Below are 13,856 nucleotides of genomic sequence, written 5' to 3'. Positions count from 1 at the left end.
CGTTCGCCGCGCATAATGTTCTCATTATGTTCTTGCACGGCGAGGTCCCATGCAGCTGTCCTTAGGCCTGGCGCGGTCGCCGCTGGAAAGCGTGCGCGACGCCCTGCTCTGCGAGTTCGGCCCGCAGCGGCCGGTGGCGCGCATGGACCCGATCTCGCAGCTGGTGAAATCGTCGATCAGCGGCCGCACCCAGGACGCCGTCTCGTGGGCGGCGTTCCTGCGCCTGCGGGCCGAGTTCAAGTGCTGGGAGGACCTGGCCCAGGCTCCGGTGGCGGCCGTGGCCCGGATGATCGACGACGTCACCTTCCCGGGCGACAAGGCCCGCCACCTGACCACCGCCCTGAAGATGATCGAGGCCAAGGTCGGCTGGCTGTCGCTGAGCCATCTGAAGGGCCTTGAGGTCGATCAGGCCCGCTGGGAGCTGCAGGCCCTGCCCGGCGTTGGCGTCAAGGTCGCCGCGTGCGTGCTGAACTTCAGCGACTTGGCGATGCGGTCGCTGGTCGTCGACACCCACGTCCACCGCGTCACCAAGCGCATCGGCCTGGTCGGCGCCGGGGACACGACCCACGCCTATCACACGCTGATGAGCCTGGCGCCGGACGCATGGACCGCCGACGACTTCTTCGAGCTGCACTGGCTCCTGAAGCGCGGCCTGGGGCAGATGCTGTGTCCGCACGAAGGTCCGAAATGCGGAGCCTGCCCGGTCAAGTCGATGTGCGCCAAGGCCGGCGTGGGTCACAGCGCCGACGTGCTGGCATGGAAGCCGAGGAGCTGAAACCCGGACGCTGCCTCGCGCGCTGAGCGGTGATGACCATCCGCATCGGCACGGCCGGCTGGAGCTTTCCGCGCGACCTGGACTTCCCGGTCGAGGGCACGGGGCTGGAACGCTACGCGGCGCGGTTCGACTGCGTGGAGATCAACTCGTCGTTCTATCGGCCGCATCAGCGGAAGACCTACGAGCGCTGGGCCGCGACGACGCCGGAGGGTTTCCGGTTCGCGGTGAAGGTTCCGAGGACGATCACCCATGAGCATCGGCTGGTCGGGATCGACGACTTGCTGGCGCGGTTCCTCGACGAGACCGGCGGCCTGGGCGGCAAGCGTGGGCCGCTGCTGGTGCAGCTGCCGCCAAGCCTGCGGTTCGAGGCGGGGGTGGTGGAGGCTTTCCTGAAGGCTTGGCGCGGGCGGACCGATGCGCCGACCGTGCTGGAGCCACGTCATGCGACGTGGTTCGACACGGCGGCGGAACAGGTGCTGACGGACTTCCAGGTCGCGAGGGTCGCGGCCGATCCGGCCGTGGTCCCGCAGGCGGCGGAACCTGGCGGCTGGCGCGGTCTCGTCTACCGCCGCTGGCATGGCTCGCCGGTGATCTACGAGAGCGCCTATCCGGCGGAAGTGCTGGAGGCGCTTGCCCCTCGGCTGGTCGAGGAGCCGGAGACGTGGTGCGTCTTCGACAACACCAAGTTCGGCGCGGCGACACGGGATGCGTTGGCGACACTCCAAATCTTGTCATCCCGGCCGTAGCGAAGCGGAGAGCCGGGACCCAGGGGTCACCGTTCCGTCGCTTGCCCCTGGGTCCCGGATAGCGCTACGCGCTTCCGGGATGACAGGTTGGGAGTTCCCCATGCACGCCCCCGACGAGGCCATGATGGCCGCCCCCGAGGCGCTCGCCCGCTTCCTCGAAACCGGCGACATGGCCCTGCTCGATGGTGCCTTCTCTGACGGCGAGGTCACCATCCTTGAGAACTTCCCGCCGCATGTCTTCAACGGCCAGGCAGGCCTCGCCGAGTGGAAGGCCCTGATGGCCCGGCACGTCGGGGCGATCGATCAGCTGCGCCACACGTTCGAACCGCCCCAGGACTTCGGCCTCACCAGCGACACCGTCCACTTCACCCTGCCGACCCACTGGACCGGCATGCGCGACGGCGTTCCGTTCAAGGAGCTGGGCGGCTGGACCTTCGTCCAGATTCGGGAAGCCGGCGGCTGGCGGATCCGATCCTACGGCTGGGCCGTGATCAGCTTCGAATGGCTCGGCTAGGCCTCAACTGTTAAGCTACCCCTCCGATCGCCTCCACCTAGAGCGGCGACGCCAAGGGGAGCCCAGCCATGGTCACGACGTCCAACACCACGAGCGTGGAAGCCCTCAACAGGGCCAATGACGGCAAGCTGCCCGGCTGGCTCGGTCTGGAGATCACCAATGTACAGGACGGCCTGGTCGAAGGCCGGCTGCCGGCGCGCGGCGAACTGATCGCCCATACCGGCTATCTCCTGGCCGGCGCGGTGCTGTCCGTCGCCGACATCCTCTGCGCCTATGGCGTCTCCACCGTCTGGCCGGACGGCGCCAGCGGCTTCACCACCGCCGAGGTGAAGTGCAACTTCGTCGGTACGATCCGCGAAGGCGCGGCGCTGTGCCGGGCGAAACTGCTGCATGGCGGACGGACGACGCAGGTCTGGGACGCCGAGGTGACCAGCGAAGCGACCGGCAAGCTCATGGCCGCGTTCCGCTGCACCCAGATCATCCTCTATCCGCGCGGCGGCTGACCTAGCCCGCCAGCTCCGTGAACGTCTTCGTCCCGATCGGGTAGCGGCGGTAGTCGTTGAAGTCGAAGTGCCACCACTCTTCCGGATAGACGGTGAAGCCCTCGGCCTCCATCGCCTGGCGCAGCACCAGACGCCGCGCCCGCTGGGCGCTCGTGCCGCCCACGAAGTCGGCATAGGAGCGGGTCGAGAACTCGTCGTAGCGGCCGGGCATCTCCAGGGCCTTGCCGGTCTTGAGGTCGTACAGGGTCAGGTCCACCGCGCAACCGCGGTTGTGGCGCGAGCCCTCCGAAGGGTCGGCGACGAAGACATGGTCCTCGGGCGGGGTGGCGTCCCAGAACATCCAGGTCACGTACCAAGGCCGATAGGCGTCGTGGATCAGCAGGCCATAGCCCTTGGCCGCCAGCGCCTTGTGAATCCGCCCCAGCGCCTGCGCGGCCGGCCGCTGCATGTAGGCCGCCGGCTTCTCGTAGAGCGGGATGCCCATGAAGTTGTCCGGCGTGGCGTACCAGATGTCGAGCTTGATGCCCGGATCGATGGTCGTCACGTCGACGAGGTCGGACCGCAGATGCTCGCCCTTCTCGACCGGTGGCGTGGCGGCCAGGGCCCGCTGGCGCAACGCCACCGGATCGGCGCGGACGGCCTTGTGGATGCGCTCGCGCGTCTCCGCCCCGAAGTCGTGGAAGGCCAGGGTCTTGCCGTTCAGGCGAACCGCGCCCTTTTCCAGCACCAGCTCGCCACCGCCGGCGATGGCGTAGCGACCACCGCCCGAGGCCGTCAGCCGCGCGGACTTGAAGCCCTCGCCGTCGATGTGCAGCGCGCCGTCCTTCTCGAAAACGGTAAACGGCGCGGCCTTGTCGCCGTACTGGCCGATGGCGGTCCACTCGGCCTTGGTCTGGCCGAACGCGGCCGGAGCCAGGAGCCCGGCGGCGGCGATGGACAGGAAGGATCGTCGAACCAGCATGCTCATCACCGCCTCCTGAAGGCCTATTTCATCGTCGGAATGACGAAGCTGCTGTCGCCGACTTCGCCTTCCGGCCAGCGCGCCGTCACCGTCTTGACCTTGGTGTAGAACTTCACGCCCTCGACGCCGTGCTGGTTGGTGTCGCCAAAGGCCGAGCGCTTCCAGCCGCCGAAGGTGTGATAGGCCACCGGCACCGGGATCGGCACGTTGATGCCGACCATGCCGACATTGACGCTGGCGGCGAACTCGCGGGCCGCGCGGCCGTTGCGGGTGAAGATGGCGACGCCGTTGCCGTACTGGTGCTCGGACGGCAGGGCCACGGCCTCCTCGAAGCTCTCGGCGCGGACGATCTGCAGGACGGGTCCGAAGATCTCCTCCTGGTAGGTCTTCATGCCCTTCTTGACGCCGTCGAACAGCGACGGGCCGATGAAGAAGCCCTTCTCGAAGCCCTGCAGCTGGAAGTCGCGGCCGTCGACCACCAGCTCGGCGCCCTCTTCCTGGCCGATGCGGATGTAGTCGGCGATCTTGTCGCGGTGCGCGGCGCTGACCACCGGACCGTAGTGGGCGTCCAGATCGGTGGAGACGCCGACCTTCAGGGACGCGATCTCCGCGACCATGCGCTCGCGCAGTTCGTCGGCGGTGGCCTTGCCGACCGGCACCACCACCGGCAGGGCCATGCAGCGCTCGCCGGCCGAGCCGAAGGCCGCGCCCGAGAGGTCCTTCACGACCTGATCGAGGTCGGCGTCCGGTAGGACGATGCCATGGTTCTTGGCCCCGCCCATGGCCTGGACGCGTTTCCCGTGCGCCGTGCCCGTCTGGTAGACATAGTGGGCGATGTCGCTGCTGCCGACGAAGCTGACAGCGCGGATCAGCGGATGGGTCAGGATGGCGTCGACGGCGCTCTTGTCGCCATGCACGACGTTCAGCACGCCCGCCGGCGCGCCGGCCTCCATCATCAACTCGGCCAGCTTCACCGGCACGGTCGGATCCTTCTCCGACGGCTTGAGGATGAAGCTGTTGCCCACCGCGATAGAGATGCCGAACATCCACATCGGGATCATGGCCGGGAAGTTGAACGGGGTGATGCCCGCGCAGACGCCCAGCGGCTGGCGCATCGAATAGACGTCGATACCGGGGCCGGCGCCTTCGGTATATTCGCCCTTCAGGATGTGGGGGATGCCGCAGGCGAACTCGATGACTTCCAGGCCACGCTGGATGTCGCCCTTGCTGTCGGCGATGACCTTGCCGTGCTCGGACGACAGGATCTCGGCCAGGCTGTTCATGTCGCGCTCGATCAGGCGCTTGAACTCGAACATCACCCGGGCGCGGCGCTGCGGGTTGGTGGCGGCCCAGCCGATCTGCGCCTTGGCCGCGGCCTGGACGGCGGCGTCCATCTCCGCGTCGCTGGCGAACTGGACGCGGGCCTGGACCTCGCCGGTGTTGGGATTGAAGACGTCGCCGAAGCGGCCGGAGGTCCCGGTCAGGGTCTGACCGTTCACGAAATGGGCGATATCTCGCATGATGCGCTCCCTAACGCTGTTTTTTGGCGTCAATAGCATCCAAGGTTCGCGCCGTATCGCGCGAAATCCTACTCCGCATCCACATGGACGCGGCGGAACCGGCCCTGCAGATAGACCAGCGGCTCGTGGTCGGGGTCGTAGCGCAGCTTGACCACCCGCCCGACATAGATCCGGTGGTCGCCGGCGTCGAAGACGTGGTGCGTCTCGCACTCGAAATTGGCCATGCAGTTGGGAAGGATCGGCACGCCCGTCTTCCAGGTCTCGGTCTCGATCCCGGCGAAGCGGTCGGTGTTCTTCTGGACGAACTGGCGGGCCAGGGCCTGGTGCTCGGCGTGCAGCACATTGACCGCCCAGCGGCCGGCGGCGTCCAGCGACGACAGGCTGGACGACTTCAGGTCGACGCAGACCAGGGCCAGCGGCGGGTCCAGCGACACCGAGGTGAAGGAATTGGCCGTCAGCCCGACCTTGCGCCCGTCCTCGCAGACGGTGGTGATCACCGTCACCCCGGTCGTGAAGCACCCGAACGCGTCGCGCAGGGCCCGGGCGTCGTGCTCGGCGCCCTCCCCCAGTTCAATCGTAACCGCCTGACTCATCGGCCTAGTCGTGGGCCAAAGCGCCGCGACGGGCAAGCGCTAGGCGTGCGGTCCTTCGACCAAAACGCCCGGTCGCGCGGCATCCAGGCCGAAGGTGACCGGCAGGTGGCGCACATGCGGGGTCTGCAGGCCAAGGGCCTTGGCCCCACGCGCCACGGCCAGCTTGCCGAGCGCGGTCGGCCCAAAGCCGTCCTGCACGCGCGGGTTCATGCCCATGCGCCGGCGCAGCACGCCGTTGGCGTAGATCACGTTGGCCCGCATCAGGGCCGGCGGGGTCATGAATTCGATCGAGATCGAGACGTTCAGCATCGGACCGTTCTCGATCCGGTGCGGGGCGTTCTGCTTCCAGGTGACCATGTTGCCGGGGGTCAGCGTGACCTCCTGCGCGCCCTTGTCCCATTCGGGCTCGAAGGCGAACTGCTCGGCGGTCTCGCGCAGCACGATCTTCTCCAGGGCCAAGTCGCCGACATAGGGGTCGGCCACCGGATAGACCCACACCTTCTTCTCGCCGCGGATCTGCCACAGCGACACCAGCGGCACGTCGAGGTGATAGAAGACCTGGGCGTTGGCGCTGGAGATCAGCATGCCGACGTCGCGCTTGAAGGTCTTCAGGCCCGGGACGTGGGCCTCCTTGTCGGCGAAGATCTCGTCGCTGAGGGCGGCGTATTCCGGCACGTGGTCATTCGTCTGACGCAGGTTCAGCCAGATGCGGCCGCTCTTGGCGCCGTCCAGCAGCTGATCGCCGGTCAGATTGCCGGGCGAGCCCTTTCGCCAGGTGGTCCAGGCCTTGGGGTCCTCGCCCATGGTGAAGACGCCCAGCTTGTCGCGCGGATACTGGTCCAGCAGGCGCGCCAAGCCCTCGTCGTCGAACATCGGACGCTCGTGCAGGGCGTGCTTGAACATCAGGTTCTCGCGGCCGAAGGCTTTCGCCTTGTCCGCCGTCCAGTCGGTGATCACGCTCATGTCGCGGTCCTCCCGTAGAAATGGATCTTGAAGGGGCCCCACCAGAAGGTCTTGCCCAGGCCCCGCGCGGCGCGGTCCAGCCATTCGGCGCGGTCCTTGGCGCGGGTCAGCCACTTGAAGCCGGCCACCACGCCAAAGACGGCGGCTTGGCCCAGGCCAATGACCATCCAGCGGACGACGCCGAGATTGTCGCGCGGGATGGCGGCGGCGCAGTGCGAGGTCGGGCCCTGGCCGTAGGCGAAGGCGCGGGGGATCGTGTAGGCCAGGGTCATGCGGCTGGGCACGGGCTCTTCCCAAACCCAGGCCGCCGGCTCCCAGGCGAAGCGCGCGCCAGCGACCTGCATGTGGCCGAACAGCATGTCGTCCTCGCCGCCGATATGGTTGCGCTCGACAGCGAACGGCGAGACCGGATCCGGCAGGGCCGCGCGGCGGATCAGGCTGTCGCCGCAGCCGTAGTAGTGGTCCAGTAGCTGCGCCTCGGCGGGGCCTTCGCGCGAGAAGAAGCGCTCCAGATAGTCGCGGTGCTCGACGATGTGGTCCGGGGCGCGGGTCTTGACCGGCCCGAACACCGCGTCGGCGTCGTAGCGGACCTGGGCGGCCAGCAGCGCGGCCAGCCAGCCGGCCGGGGCCTCCTCGTCGTCATCCAGGAAGGCGATCAGCTCGCCCGAGGCGCGGGCCATGCCGGCGTTGCGGGCGAAGGCGACGCCGGGGCGCTTCTCGTTGACATAGATCACCGGGAACGGCGCGGTCTTGGCCAGGTCGTCGACCACCGGCTTGGCGGACGGGACCTGGTCGTTGTCGACGATCACCAGCTCCAGCTCGCCGAAATCGACGCCGGTCTGGCCGAACACCGAGCGCGCCGCGACGGCCAGGCCGTCGGGACGTCGCTGCGTCGGGATCATGATCGTCACGCGCGCCATCAGGCCTCCGGATGGTCCCCCTGGCGGCGGTGCGCTTGCGAGGCCACGGCCTCGACGAAGCCGCGCACGCGGCCCGACATGGTCAGTTCAGTGCTGGCGATGGCGTCCATCCGGCGGCGCAGGCGCCCCACCGGACCCGCGCCATGGCCGCCGGCCATCGTCCAGGCGTTCTCGATCGACAGCGCCATGCGCCCGCCGATCGTGGCGGCCGTCGCCGCGCCCTCGCCGATGGTCATGGTGTTGAGGCCATAGGACCGCTTGTAGTGATCGTGGCCGGGGCCGAGGTCGTAGCGCGACAAGCCCAGTTCCGGCATGGCCGCGATGGCCCGCAGGAAGAATATCTGGCCCGGCGACCAAGCGGCGTGCTCGGGCGAGGTCGAGGCGATCCACGGGTGGTAGGTCGCGCCCAGACGGACGCCGAAGTGACCGCCCACCAGCGTATCCCCGGCATAGAGGTTGATCATCAGCCCGCGGAAGTCGCCGGTACGGCGGGCAAACAGGTCCGCCATCAGCTCGCGGGTCCAGTCGGCGCGCAGGAAGTCGTGGGCGCCGGTGCGCTCCAGCTGCTCGCGCTTCCAGTCGATCAGCTGGTTGAAGGCGTCGCGCGAGACGTCGCCGGCGACCAGGCGCACCGGCCCAACCTCGCGGTCCAGCTTGTTGTCCAGGCGGCGGTAGTTCTTGATCTTCTTGGGGCTCGTGGCCCGGATGGCCTCGAGATAGGCCTCGGCGGTCGTGCCGGCCAGGTCGATGGCGTAGGCGGTGCGGTCGCTCTCCGGCGAGGCCGGGAACAGGCCGTTCGGATCGATGAGGCCCGTGTAGCGGAACACCGAGACGTCGGCGGCGCGCAGCACCTGCGCCAGATCAAGTCCCGCATCGGGACGCGACACCAGGCCATGATAGTCCGACAGCGGCGAGCCGATCGGCCGCGCCAAGCCGCCGGGGCGGCGGTGATAGGCCAGGAAGCCCTGGGTCTGGCCGTCGCGGCGGACCACCGCCACACGGGCGTCCTCACGAACGCCGCCGATGGCCTGGGCGAAATCGGGACCCAGCAAGGGATTGCCGAACCCGCCCTGATCGGCGGCCAGACTCCGCCACAGCGCCACGTCTTGGGCGCTCAGCAGGCTCGGGTGCAGGGTCTCGACGTCCAACATGTCCACCTGTCCTACTCCGGCTCGGGTTAGGGAAAGATGGAGCCAGGCCTGCAATCAGCGGGCCATATGTCGGGCTCTCGACTAGGTTGTACCCGTTTTATGCAAACGTCTTCTTGAGGATGGCTTCCAGCCAATGCTGGTCCGTCTCGTCGAACGAGGCGGGCTTGTCGGAATCGACGTCGAACACCGCGATCAGCTGGCCGTCAGGACCGAAGACCGGCACGACGATCTCGCTCTCGGAACGGCTGTCGCAGGCGATATGTCCCGGGAATGAGTGCACATCTGGGACAAGCTGAGTCTCGCCCGTCGCCGCCGCCGTGCCGCACACGCCGCGCCCATAGGCGATGCGCAGGCAGCCCAGCGTGCCCTGGTAGGGCCCAACCACCAGTTCGCGCTCTTTCGTGGGATCGACGACATAGAAGCCGGTCCAGAAATAGTGGTCGAAGCTGTTGGCCAGCATCGAGGCCACCGTCGCCATGCGGGCGGTGACGTTGGGCTCGCCGTCCAGCACGGACGCGATCTCGTCGGCGACCTCGGCATAGCGGGTCGCCTTGTCGGCGGAGAGGGTGATGTCGTTGAACGCTTCGGCCATGGCGGGGGATATAGCGCGGCCAGCGACGGACGCCAGAGGCCACGGCGCGCCCGACCGCCTATCCTGGCATTGCGAACTTGGCCTTCCAGTGTGACCCTGGCGACATGATCCGCCCCCTCGCCAAGGTCTTCCGTCGCCGCGAACGGTCCGACGGACCGTCCGACGGGCTGATCCTGGGCGCGGGCCTGGCCTTGCTGTTCCTCGGCTATCTGGCCGCGTTCGCCACGACCCTGGCGCAACCTCTCGGTCGGTCGATCACATTCGCTGCCATCAACACCCTGGCGGCCGCCGTCACGGGCTTCGTCTTCCTGCCCCTGGTGACGCGTCTTGTCGGCCACCGTCGCGCGGCGGACCCGCTGCTGCTGCTTCATCCCGTGCTCGCCGCCGCCTTCGCCACGGCATGGTACTTCTGCACCCTGGCCGGCTACGCCCTGTCGCCGCACTGGACCCGTCAAGGCCTGGCGGCCGCGCCCTTCGCCCAGGGCGCGCTGAGCTGGCAGGTCTTTCAGGGCGTGACCGTCTACGCGGTGCTGGCGCTCTTCGCGGCCTGGCGCGCGACGCGGCGCGAGCTCCAGGCCTTGCTGCGCCAGCCAGCGGTCCCATCCGAAGCGTCCTCCAAGACCGCGCCGTCCGCTTCCCTCCTGGTGCGCTGCGACAAGGAGGTGGTGCCGATCCTGGCCGCTGACCTGATCCGGATCACCGGAGCCGACGGCTATTCGGAAGTGGTCACGCGCCAGCGTCGCATCCTCTCCACCACCTCGCTGTCGCGGTTCGAGGAGATCCTGCAGCCCGACCAGTTCGTGCGGGCCCATCGCTCGCACATCGTCCGCCTGGGCGCGGTCGAGCACGCCGAGCCCGCCGGCAACGCCCGACTGCTGCTCCACCTCGAGGATGGCGAGAAGATCATGACCAGCCGGGCCGGCGCCCGGCGTCTTCGCGAGCTCACCGTCTGACCCGTCGGCGTGTCGGTTCACCCGGCTTCGCGTCGATTGAAGGGTTATTCCTCCGCCTCACCCGACGCGCGTCTAGGACGACGACCTGGATGACTAGCGTACGGAGCCTACATGAACCTCGGCCGCCTGACCCTCACGCGAATGGGCGCTATCGCGCGCTTCGCCGCTCCCCTTCTGCTGCTCGGCCACGGCGCCGAGGCGGCTCAGCGGCTCAAGCGCCCGACGGTCGCGGACGCCCGCGCGATCGACGCCATTGTCAGGCGCCATGGGGTGATCACCGCGGGCGTGGGGGTCATCCGCGACGGCGTCCTCGTCTGGCAACACCACGCGGGCGAGCAGTCGCCCGGCGCGCCGGCCACGGCCTCGACCCGCTACAACGTGGCCTCCATCACCAAGACGGTGACGGCCGAAACGATCCTGCGCCTCACCGGCCAGGGCCGCCTGTCATTGGACGAGTCCATGGCGCCGTACTGGACCGATCCCGACCTGGCCGGTGACGCCCGGGCGGCGCAACTGACGCCGCGCATGGCGCTCAACCACACCACCGGCCTGCCCAACTGGCGGTTCTTCCTGCGAGGCGGCAAGCTCGCCTTCCAGAACCCGCCCGGAGAACGATACGGCTATTCGGGCGAGGGGCTCGACTATGTCGCTCGCTACGCCGAGCGGAAACTGGCCACGCCCTTCCCAAGCCTGGTGGACGAGACCGTGTTCAAGCCCGTCGGCATGAGCCACAGCAGCATCGTCGTACGCCGCGCAGAGACGGCTAACATCGCCCGCCCCGTGGACGAGACAGGCGTCTTCCATGGCTACTATTGCCGGCCGGAAGGGTCTGGAGCCTGCCGCCCCGAGGGCAGCTACGCTGCAGCCGACGACATGGTCACCACGGTCGAGGACTACGCCCGGTTCCTGCGCTCAGTCATCGACGCCGACGGCTACGACGCCGCAATGGCCGCCGACCGCGACCGGGTGCAGACCGACAAGGGCGACCAGCGTGTCGTCGACTGCGCCGTCCAACCGGCGGTCCCCTGCCCCGACACCCAAGGCTATGGCCTCGGCTTCAACGTGCTGCGCTACGGCGACGAGACGGTCCTGGAGCACGGCGGAGCCGACTGGTCGGAACTGGCAGTCGCCTACATCGCCAAGCCGTCACGCGCGGGCGTGATCATCTTCCTGAATGCGCCCAACCGGCGCGCTCTGGCCGCCATGCCTGAAATCCTGCGCCGCATCGACCCCCACTCGCCTTTCCTGCAGGAATACGGCCGGTGGCTGAGCGAGGCCGAGGCGCGCGAGGCCAAGGCTAAGCGCGCGCCCTAGAACTCTTCCCACTCGCCCGGACGCGAGCTCGGCGCGACCTTCAAGGCGTTGGCGCCCTGGACGTAGCGCTGGCGGAAGCTTTCGCGGGTCGGGGCGGCCGCGGGACGTTGGGCCGGCGCGGCCGGGCGACGCTCGGCGCGGGCGGGCATTTCGTGGACCACCGCGCCGACCTGGAAGCGACCGATCAGGCGTTCCAGCTCGGCGGCCTCGTTCGACAGCGCGTGGCTGGCGGCCGTCGACTGCTCGACCATGGCGGCGTTCTGCTGGGTGACCTGGTCCATCTGGTTCACGGCTTCGTTGACCTCGGCCAGGCCCACGGCCTGCTCCTTGGACGAGGACGCGATCTCGCCGACCAGTTCGTTGATCTCGGCCACCTGGGTCAGGATCTGCGCCAGGGTTTCGCCGGTCTCGCCGACCAGCTTGACGCCCTTGCCGACCTGGTCGGTCGAGGCGCTGATCAGGCCCTTGATCTCCTTGGCGGCGTCGGCCGAGCGCTGAGCCAGAGCCCGCACTTCCTGCGCCACCACCGCGAAACCACGACCGGCCTCGCCCGCACGGGCGGCTTCGACCCCGGCGTTGAGGGCCAGGAGGTTGGTCTGGAAGGCGATCTCGTCGATGACACCGATGATCTGGGTGATCGACTGCGACGACTTCTCGATGCCGCTCATGGCGACGACGGCTTCCTTGACCACGACACCGCTGCGTTCGGCGGCAGTCTTGGCGCTGATCGTCACCTGACGGGCGCGCTCGGCGCCTTCGGAGCTGCGCTTCACCGTGGCGGTGATCTGGTCGAGGGCCGCGGCGGTCTGCTCCAAGCCAGCGGCTTGGCGCTCCGTCCGTTGCGAGAGGTCATCGGCGGCGGTGCTGATCTCGGCGCAGCCGCTGCGGATGCTGCGTGCGGCGTTGAGGATGCCGGCCATGGTGGTCTGCAGGCTCTCGACGGCGGCGTTGAAGTCGCGCGGCATCTTGGCGGCGTCGCCCTGGAAGTCGTCTTCGCGCATACGCCAGATCAGGTCGCCGTCGACCAGGCGCTCCATGCCCTCGCCGAGGGTGTTGACGGCCTTGGCCTGGGCGGCGGCGAAGGCTTGCGCCTCCTGCTCGTGACGCAGGCGGGCGGCCTCGGCGACGGCGCGTTCGGCCTCCTGCTCGCTGCGGCGGCGCTGGCCGTCGGCCAGGTCGTGGCGGAAGCCGTCCAGCGCGCGGGCGATAGCGCCGATCTCGTCGCCGCCCTCGATGCCGGGGACGGCCTCGTCATAGCGGCCGGCCGACAGCTTATCGACCGAGCGGGTCAGGCCCGTCAGCGGCTTCTTGACCAGGGCGGCGCTGGCGAAGAACAGCGCGGCCAGCACGGCGGCGGTGATCACCAGGCCGCCGATGAACAGGATCTTGGCCAGGCGGTCGGCGGGACCGGTGATGGCGGCCACAGGCACGTCCATGACCAGCGCCCAGGTGGTGTTCAGGGCCGGGATCGGCACCGGGCGGATGATACGCGCCATCGGCACGCCGTCGGCGACCACGCCCTTGACCTCGACGGCCGCGCCGCCGGCCAGGACGCTCTGCACCTGATCGGCACCGACATCGGCATAGGCTTGCGTACGCTTGGCCTGGTCGGGGTGGGCGATCCACTTGCCGCTCGGCGACAGCAGCATCACCCGACCACCGCCCAGCGGCTTCAGCTCGCCCAGGGTCTTGGAGACGCTGTCCAGGGCCATGTCCAGGCCCGCCGCGCCGATGAACTGGCCGTGCGAGAACACAGGATAGACGACCGAGGTCATCAGCACCGACTTGCCGGCGACGTCATAGGAATAGGGCTCGACGACCGTCGACTTCCCGGTCTGCTTGGGCACCGCGTAGTACGGCTCCTGGTACTCGTTGCCCTGGTCCAGCGGCTGGAAGATCACCTTGCCGCCGTCGTGCACCCAGTAGGGCGAGAAGTTGCCGGCCTTGTTCGAGCCCGAGGCGGTGTTGCCGGCGAACTCGGCGTCCTTGCCGTCGAAGGCGTTCGGCTCGGCCATGTACCAGCTGCCCAGCACCATCTCCGAGGACTCGGCGTTGGGCTTCAGCATCTGGACGATCGTGGCCCGGTCGCGCAGGCCCGCCTCGTGCGCCGCGCCGATCGACACGGCCATCGAGCGCACGGTCGACTGCACCTTGCCGACATCGGCCTGGACACTCTGGATCGCGTCGTCGGCGACCGCGCCGGCGTAGCGGTTGGTGAGGCCCGAAACGATCGCGCTGGTGTGCGACGACACCGCCACCGCCGCGGCGATGAGCAGGAAGCCGATCGCCAGACCCGCCACCAGGATCAATTTCCAGGCGATGGTCAACCGACGGAACGCTGTCATTTCAAA

At 68.6% G+C, this 13,856-nt stretch carries 14 protein-coding genes; 6 read left to right on the top strand and 8 right to left on the bottom strand.

The genetic code is table 11. From position 1 onward, the window contains the following. The first annotated feature begins 49 nt into the window (after nt 1–49). From AC07NI_RS01730 to AC07NI_RS01715, 4 genes are all read left to right on the top strand, one after another. On the top strand, nt 50–775 hold the full coding sequence (locus AC07NI_RS01730) for an endonuclease III domain-containing protein (RefSeq protein ID WP_494615413.1): 726 nt from the start codon (nt 50–52) through the stop codon (nt 773–775). 32 nt (nt 776–807) lie between these two features. Then, entirely contained in the window at nt 808–1,521 is a 714-nt protein-coding gene (locus tag AC07NI_RS01725; RefSeq protein WP_494615411.1) for a DUF72 domain-containing protein, read from the top strand. 100 nt (nt 1,522–1,621) lie between these two features. Continuing rightward, entirely contained in the window at nt 1,622–2,035 is a 414-nt protein-coding gene (locus tag AC07NI_RS01720) for a hypothetical protein (RefSeq protein WP_494615406.1), read from the top strand. Between the two features lie 68 nt (nt 2,036–2,103). Then, complete coding sequence (locus AC07NI_RS01715; protein WP_494615403.1) at nt 2,104–2,538, top strand: PaaI family thioesterase; 435 nt, start codon at nt 2,104–2,106, stop codon at nt 2,536–2,538. A gap of 1 nt (nt 2,539) precedes the next feature. On the opposite strand, the gene AC07NI_RS01710 is transcribed toward AC07NI_RS01715, so the two are convergent. From AC07NI_RS01710 to AC07NI_RS01680, 7 genes are all read right to left on the bottom strand, one after another. Continuing rightward, complete coding sequence (locus AC07NI_RS01710) at nt 2,540–3,505, bottom strand: M15 family metallopeptidase (protein WP_494615399.1); 966 nt, start codon at nt 3,503–3,505, stop codon at nt 2,540–2,542. 17 nt (nt 3,506–3,522) lie between these two features. After that, nucleotides 3,523–5,019: a CoA-acylating methylmalonate-semialdehyde dehydrogenase gene (locus AC07NI_RS01705; RefSeq protein ID WP_494615397.1), complete on the bottom strand. Its 1,497-nt coding sequence runs from the start codon at nt 5,017–5,019 to the stop codon at nt 3,523–3,525. A gap of 68 nt (nt 5,020–5,087) precedes the next feature. Continuing rightward, nucleotides 5,088–5,612, bottom strand: coding sequence for a flavin reductase family protein (locus AC07NI_RS01700; RefSeq protein ID WP_494615394.1), 525 nt, complete (start codon nt 5,610–5,612; stop codon nt 5,088–5,090). 39 nt (nt 5,613–5,651) lie between these two features. Continuing rightward, nucleotides 5,652–6,689 (bottom strand): hypothetical protein, encoded by a 1,038-nt coding sequence (locus AC07NI_RS01695; protein WP_494615392.1) that lies wholly within the window; start codon nt 6,687–6,689, stop codon nt 5,652–5,654. Next, nucleotides 6,572–7,495 (bottom strand): glycosyltransferase family 2 protein, encoded by a 924-nt coding sequence (locus AC07NI_RS01690; RefSeq protein WP_494615390.1) that lies wholly within the window; start codon nt 7,493–7,495, stop codon nt 6,572–6,574. The genes AC07NI_RS01695 and AC07NI_RS01690 overlap by 118 nt, the downstream gene beginning before the upstream one ends. Continuing rightward, nucleotides 7,495–8,646 carry a GNAT family N-acetyltransferase gene (locus tag AC07NI_RS01685; protein ID WP_494618207.1) on the bottom strand — a complete coding sequence of 384 codons (1,152 nt, stop codon included), beginning with the start codon at nt 8,644–8,646 and terminating at the stop codon, nt 7,495–7,497. The genes AC07NI_RS01690 and AC07NI_RS01685 overlap by 1 nt, the downstream gene beginning before the upstream one ends. A 97-nt stretch (nt 8,647–8,743) precedes the next feature. Next, a complete protein-coding gene (locus AC07NI_RS01680; RefSeq protein WP_494615388.1) occupies nt 8,744–9,238 on the bottom strand; it encodes a GAF domain-containing protein in 495 nt (164 codons plus the stop codon). A 104-nt stretch (nt 9,239–9,342) separates the two neighbouring features. Between AC07NI_RS01680 and AC07NI_RS01675 the strand changes: the two genes are divergently transcribed. Further along, nucleotides 9,343–10,191, top strand: coding sequence for a LytTR family DNA-binding domain-containing protein (locus AC07NI_RS01675; RefSeq protein ID WP_494615385.1), 849 nt, complete (start codon nt 9,343–9,345; stop codon nt 10,189–10,191). 111 nt (nt 10,192–10,302) lie between these two features. Then, on the top strand, nt 10,303–11,505 hold the full coding sequence (locus tag AC07NI_RS01670) for a serine hydrolase domain-containing protein (protein ID WP_494615381.1): 1,203 nt from the start codon (nt 10,303–10,305) through the stop codon (nt 11,503–11,505). On the opposite strand, the gene AC07NI_RS01665 is transcribed toward AC07NI_RS01670, so the two are convergent. Then, the gene (locus AC07NI_RS01665; RefSeq protein ID WP_494615376.1) at nt 11,502–13,850 is read right to left on the bottom strand and encodes a methyl-accepting chemotaxis protein; all 2,349 of its coding nucleotides are present in this window, start codon (nt 13,848–13,850) and stop codon (nt 11,502–11,504) included. The genes AC07NI_RS01670 and AC07NI_RS01665 overlap by 4 nt on opposite strands. Nucleotides 13,851–13,856 lie beyond the last annotated feature (6 nt).

This window comes from Caulobacter sp. GW821-FHT10E02 (genome assembly GCF_059415225.1).
Note: the sequence above shows the minus strand (reverse complement) of the source record. Positions and strands in the feature narration are given on the sequence as shown.

What these genes read in the sequence shown, in the direction of transcription:
- AC07NI_RS01730 (WP_494615413.1), top strand. Translation starts at nt 50, where the DNA reads ATGCAGCTGTCCTTAGGCCTGGCGCGGTCGCCGCTGGAAAGCGTGCGC.
- AC07NI_RS01725 (WP_494615411.1), top strand. Translation starts at nt 808, where the DNA reads ATGACCATCCGCATCGGCACGGCCGGCTGGAGCTTTCCGCGCGACCTG.
- AC07NI_RS01720 (WP_494615406.1), top strand. Translation starts at nt 1,622, where the DNA reads ATGCACGCCCCCGACGAGGCCATGATGGCCGCCCCCGAGGCGCTCGCC.
- AC07NI_RS01715 (WP_494615403.1), top strand. Translation starts at nt 2,104, where the DNA reads ATGGTCACGACGTCCAACACCACGAGCGTGGAAGCCCTCAACAGGGCC.
- AC07NI_RS01710 (WP_494615399.1), bottom strand. Translation starts at nt 3,505, where the DNA reads ATGAGCATGCTGGTTCGACGATCCTTCCTGTCCATCGCCGCCGCCGGG.
- AC07NI_RS01705 (WP_494615397.1), bottom strand. Translation starts at nt 5,019, where the DNA reads ATGCGAGATATCGCCCATTTCGTGAACGGTCAGACCCTGACCGGGACC.
- AC07NI_RS01700 (WP_494615394.1), bottom strand. Translation starts at nt 5,612, where the DNA reads ATGAGTCAGGCGGTTACGATTGAACTGGGGGAGGGCGCCGAGCACGAC.
- AC07NI_RS01690 (WP_494615390.1), bottom strand. Translation starts at nt 7,495, where the DNA reads ATGGCGCGCGTGACGATCATGATCCCGACGCAGCGACGTCCCGACGGC.
- AC07NI_RS01685 (WP_494618207.1), bottom strand. Translation starts at nt 8,646, where the DNA reads ATGTTGGACGTCGAGACCCTGCACCCGAGCCTGCTGAGCGCCCAAGAC.
- AC07NI_RS01680 (WP_494615388.1), bottom strand. Translation starts at nt 9,238, where the DNA reads ATGGCCGAAGCGTTCAACGACATCACCCTCTCCGCCGACAAGGCGACC.
- AC07NI_RS01675 (WP_494615385.1), top strand. Translation starts at nt 9,343, where the DNA reads ATGATCCGCCCCCTCGCCAAGGTCTTCCGTCGCCGCGAACGGTCCGAC.
- AC07NI_RS01670 (WP_494615381.1), top strand. Translation starts at nt 10,303, where the DNA reads ATGAACCTCGGCCGCCTGACCCTCACGCGAATGGGCGCTATCGCGCGC.
- AC07NI_RS01665 (WP_494615376.1), bottom strand. Translation starts at nt 13,850, where the DNA reads ATGACAGCGTTCCGTCGGTTGACCATCGCCTGGAAATTGATCCTGGTG.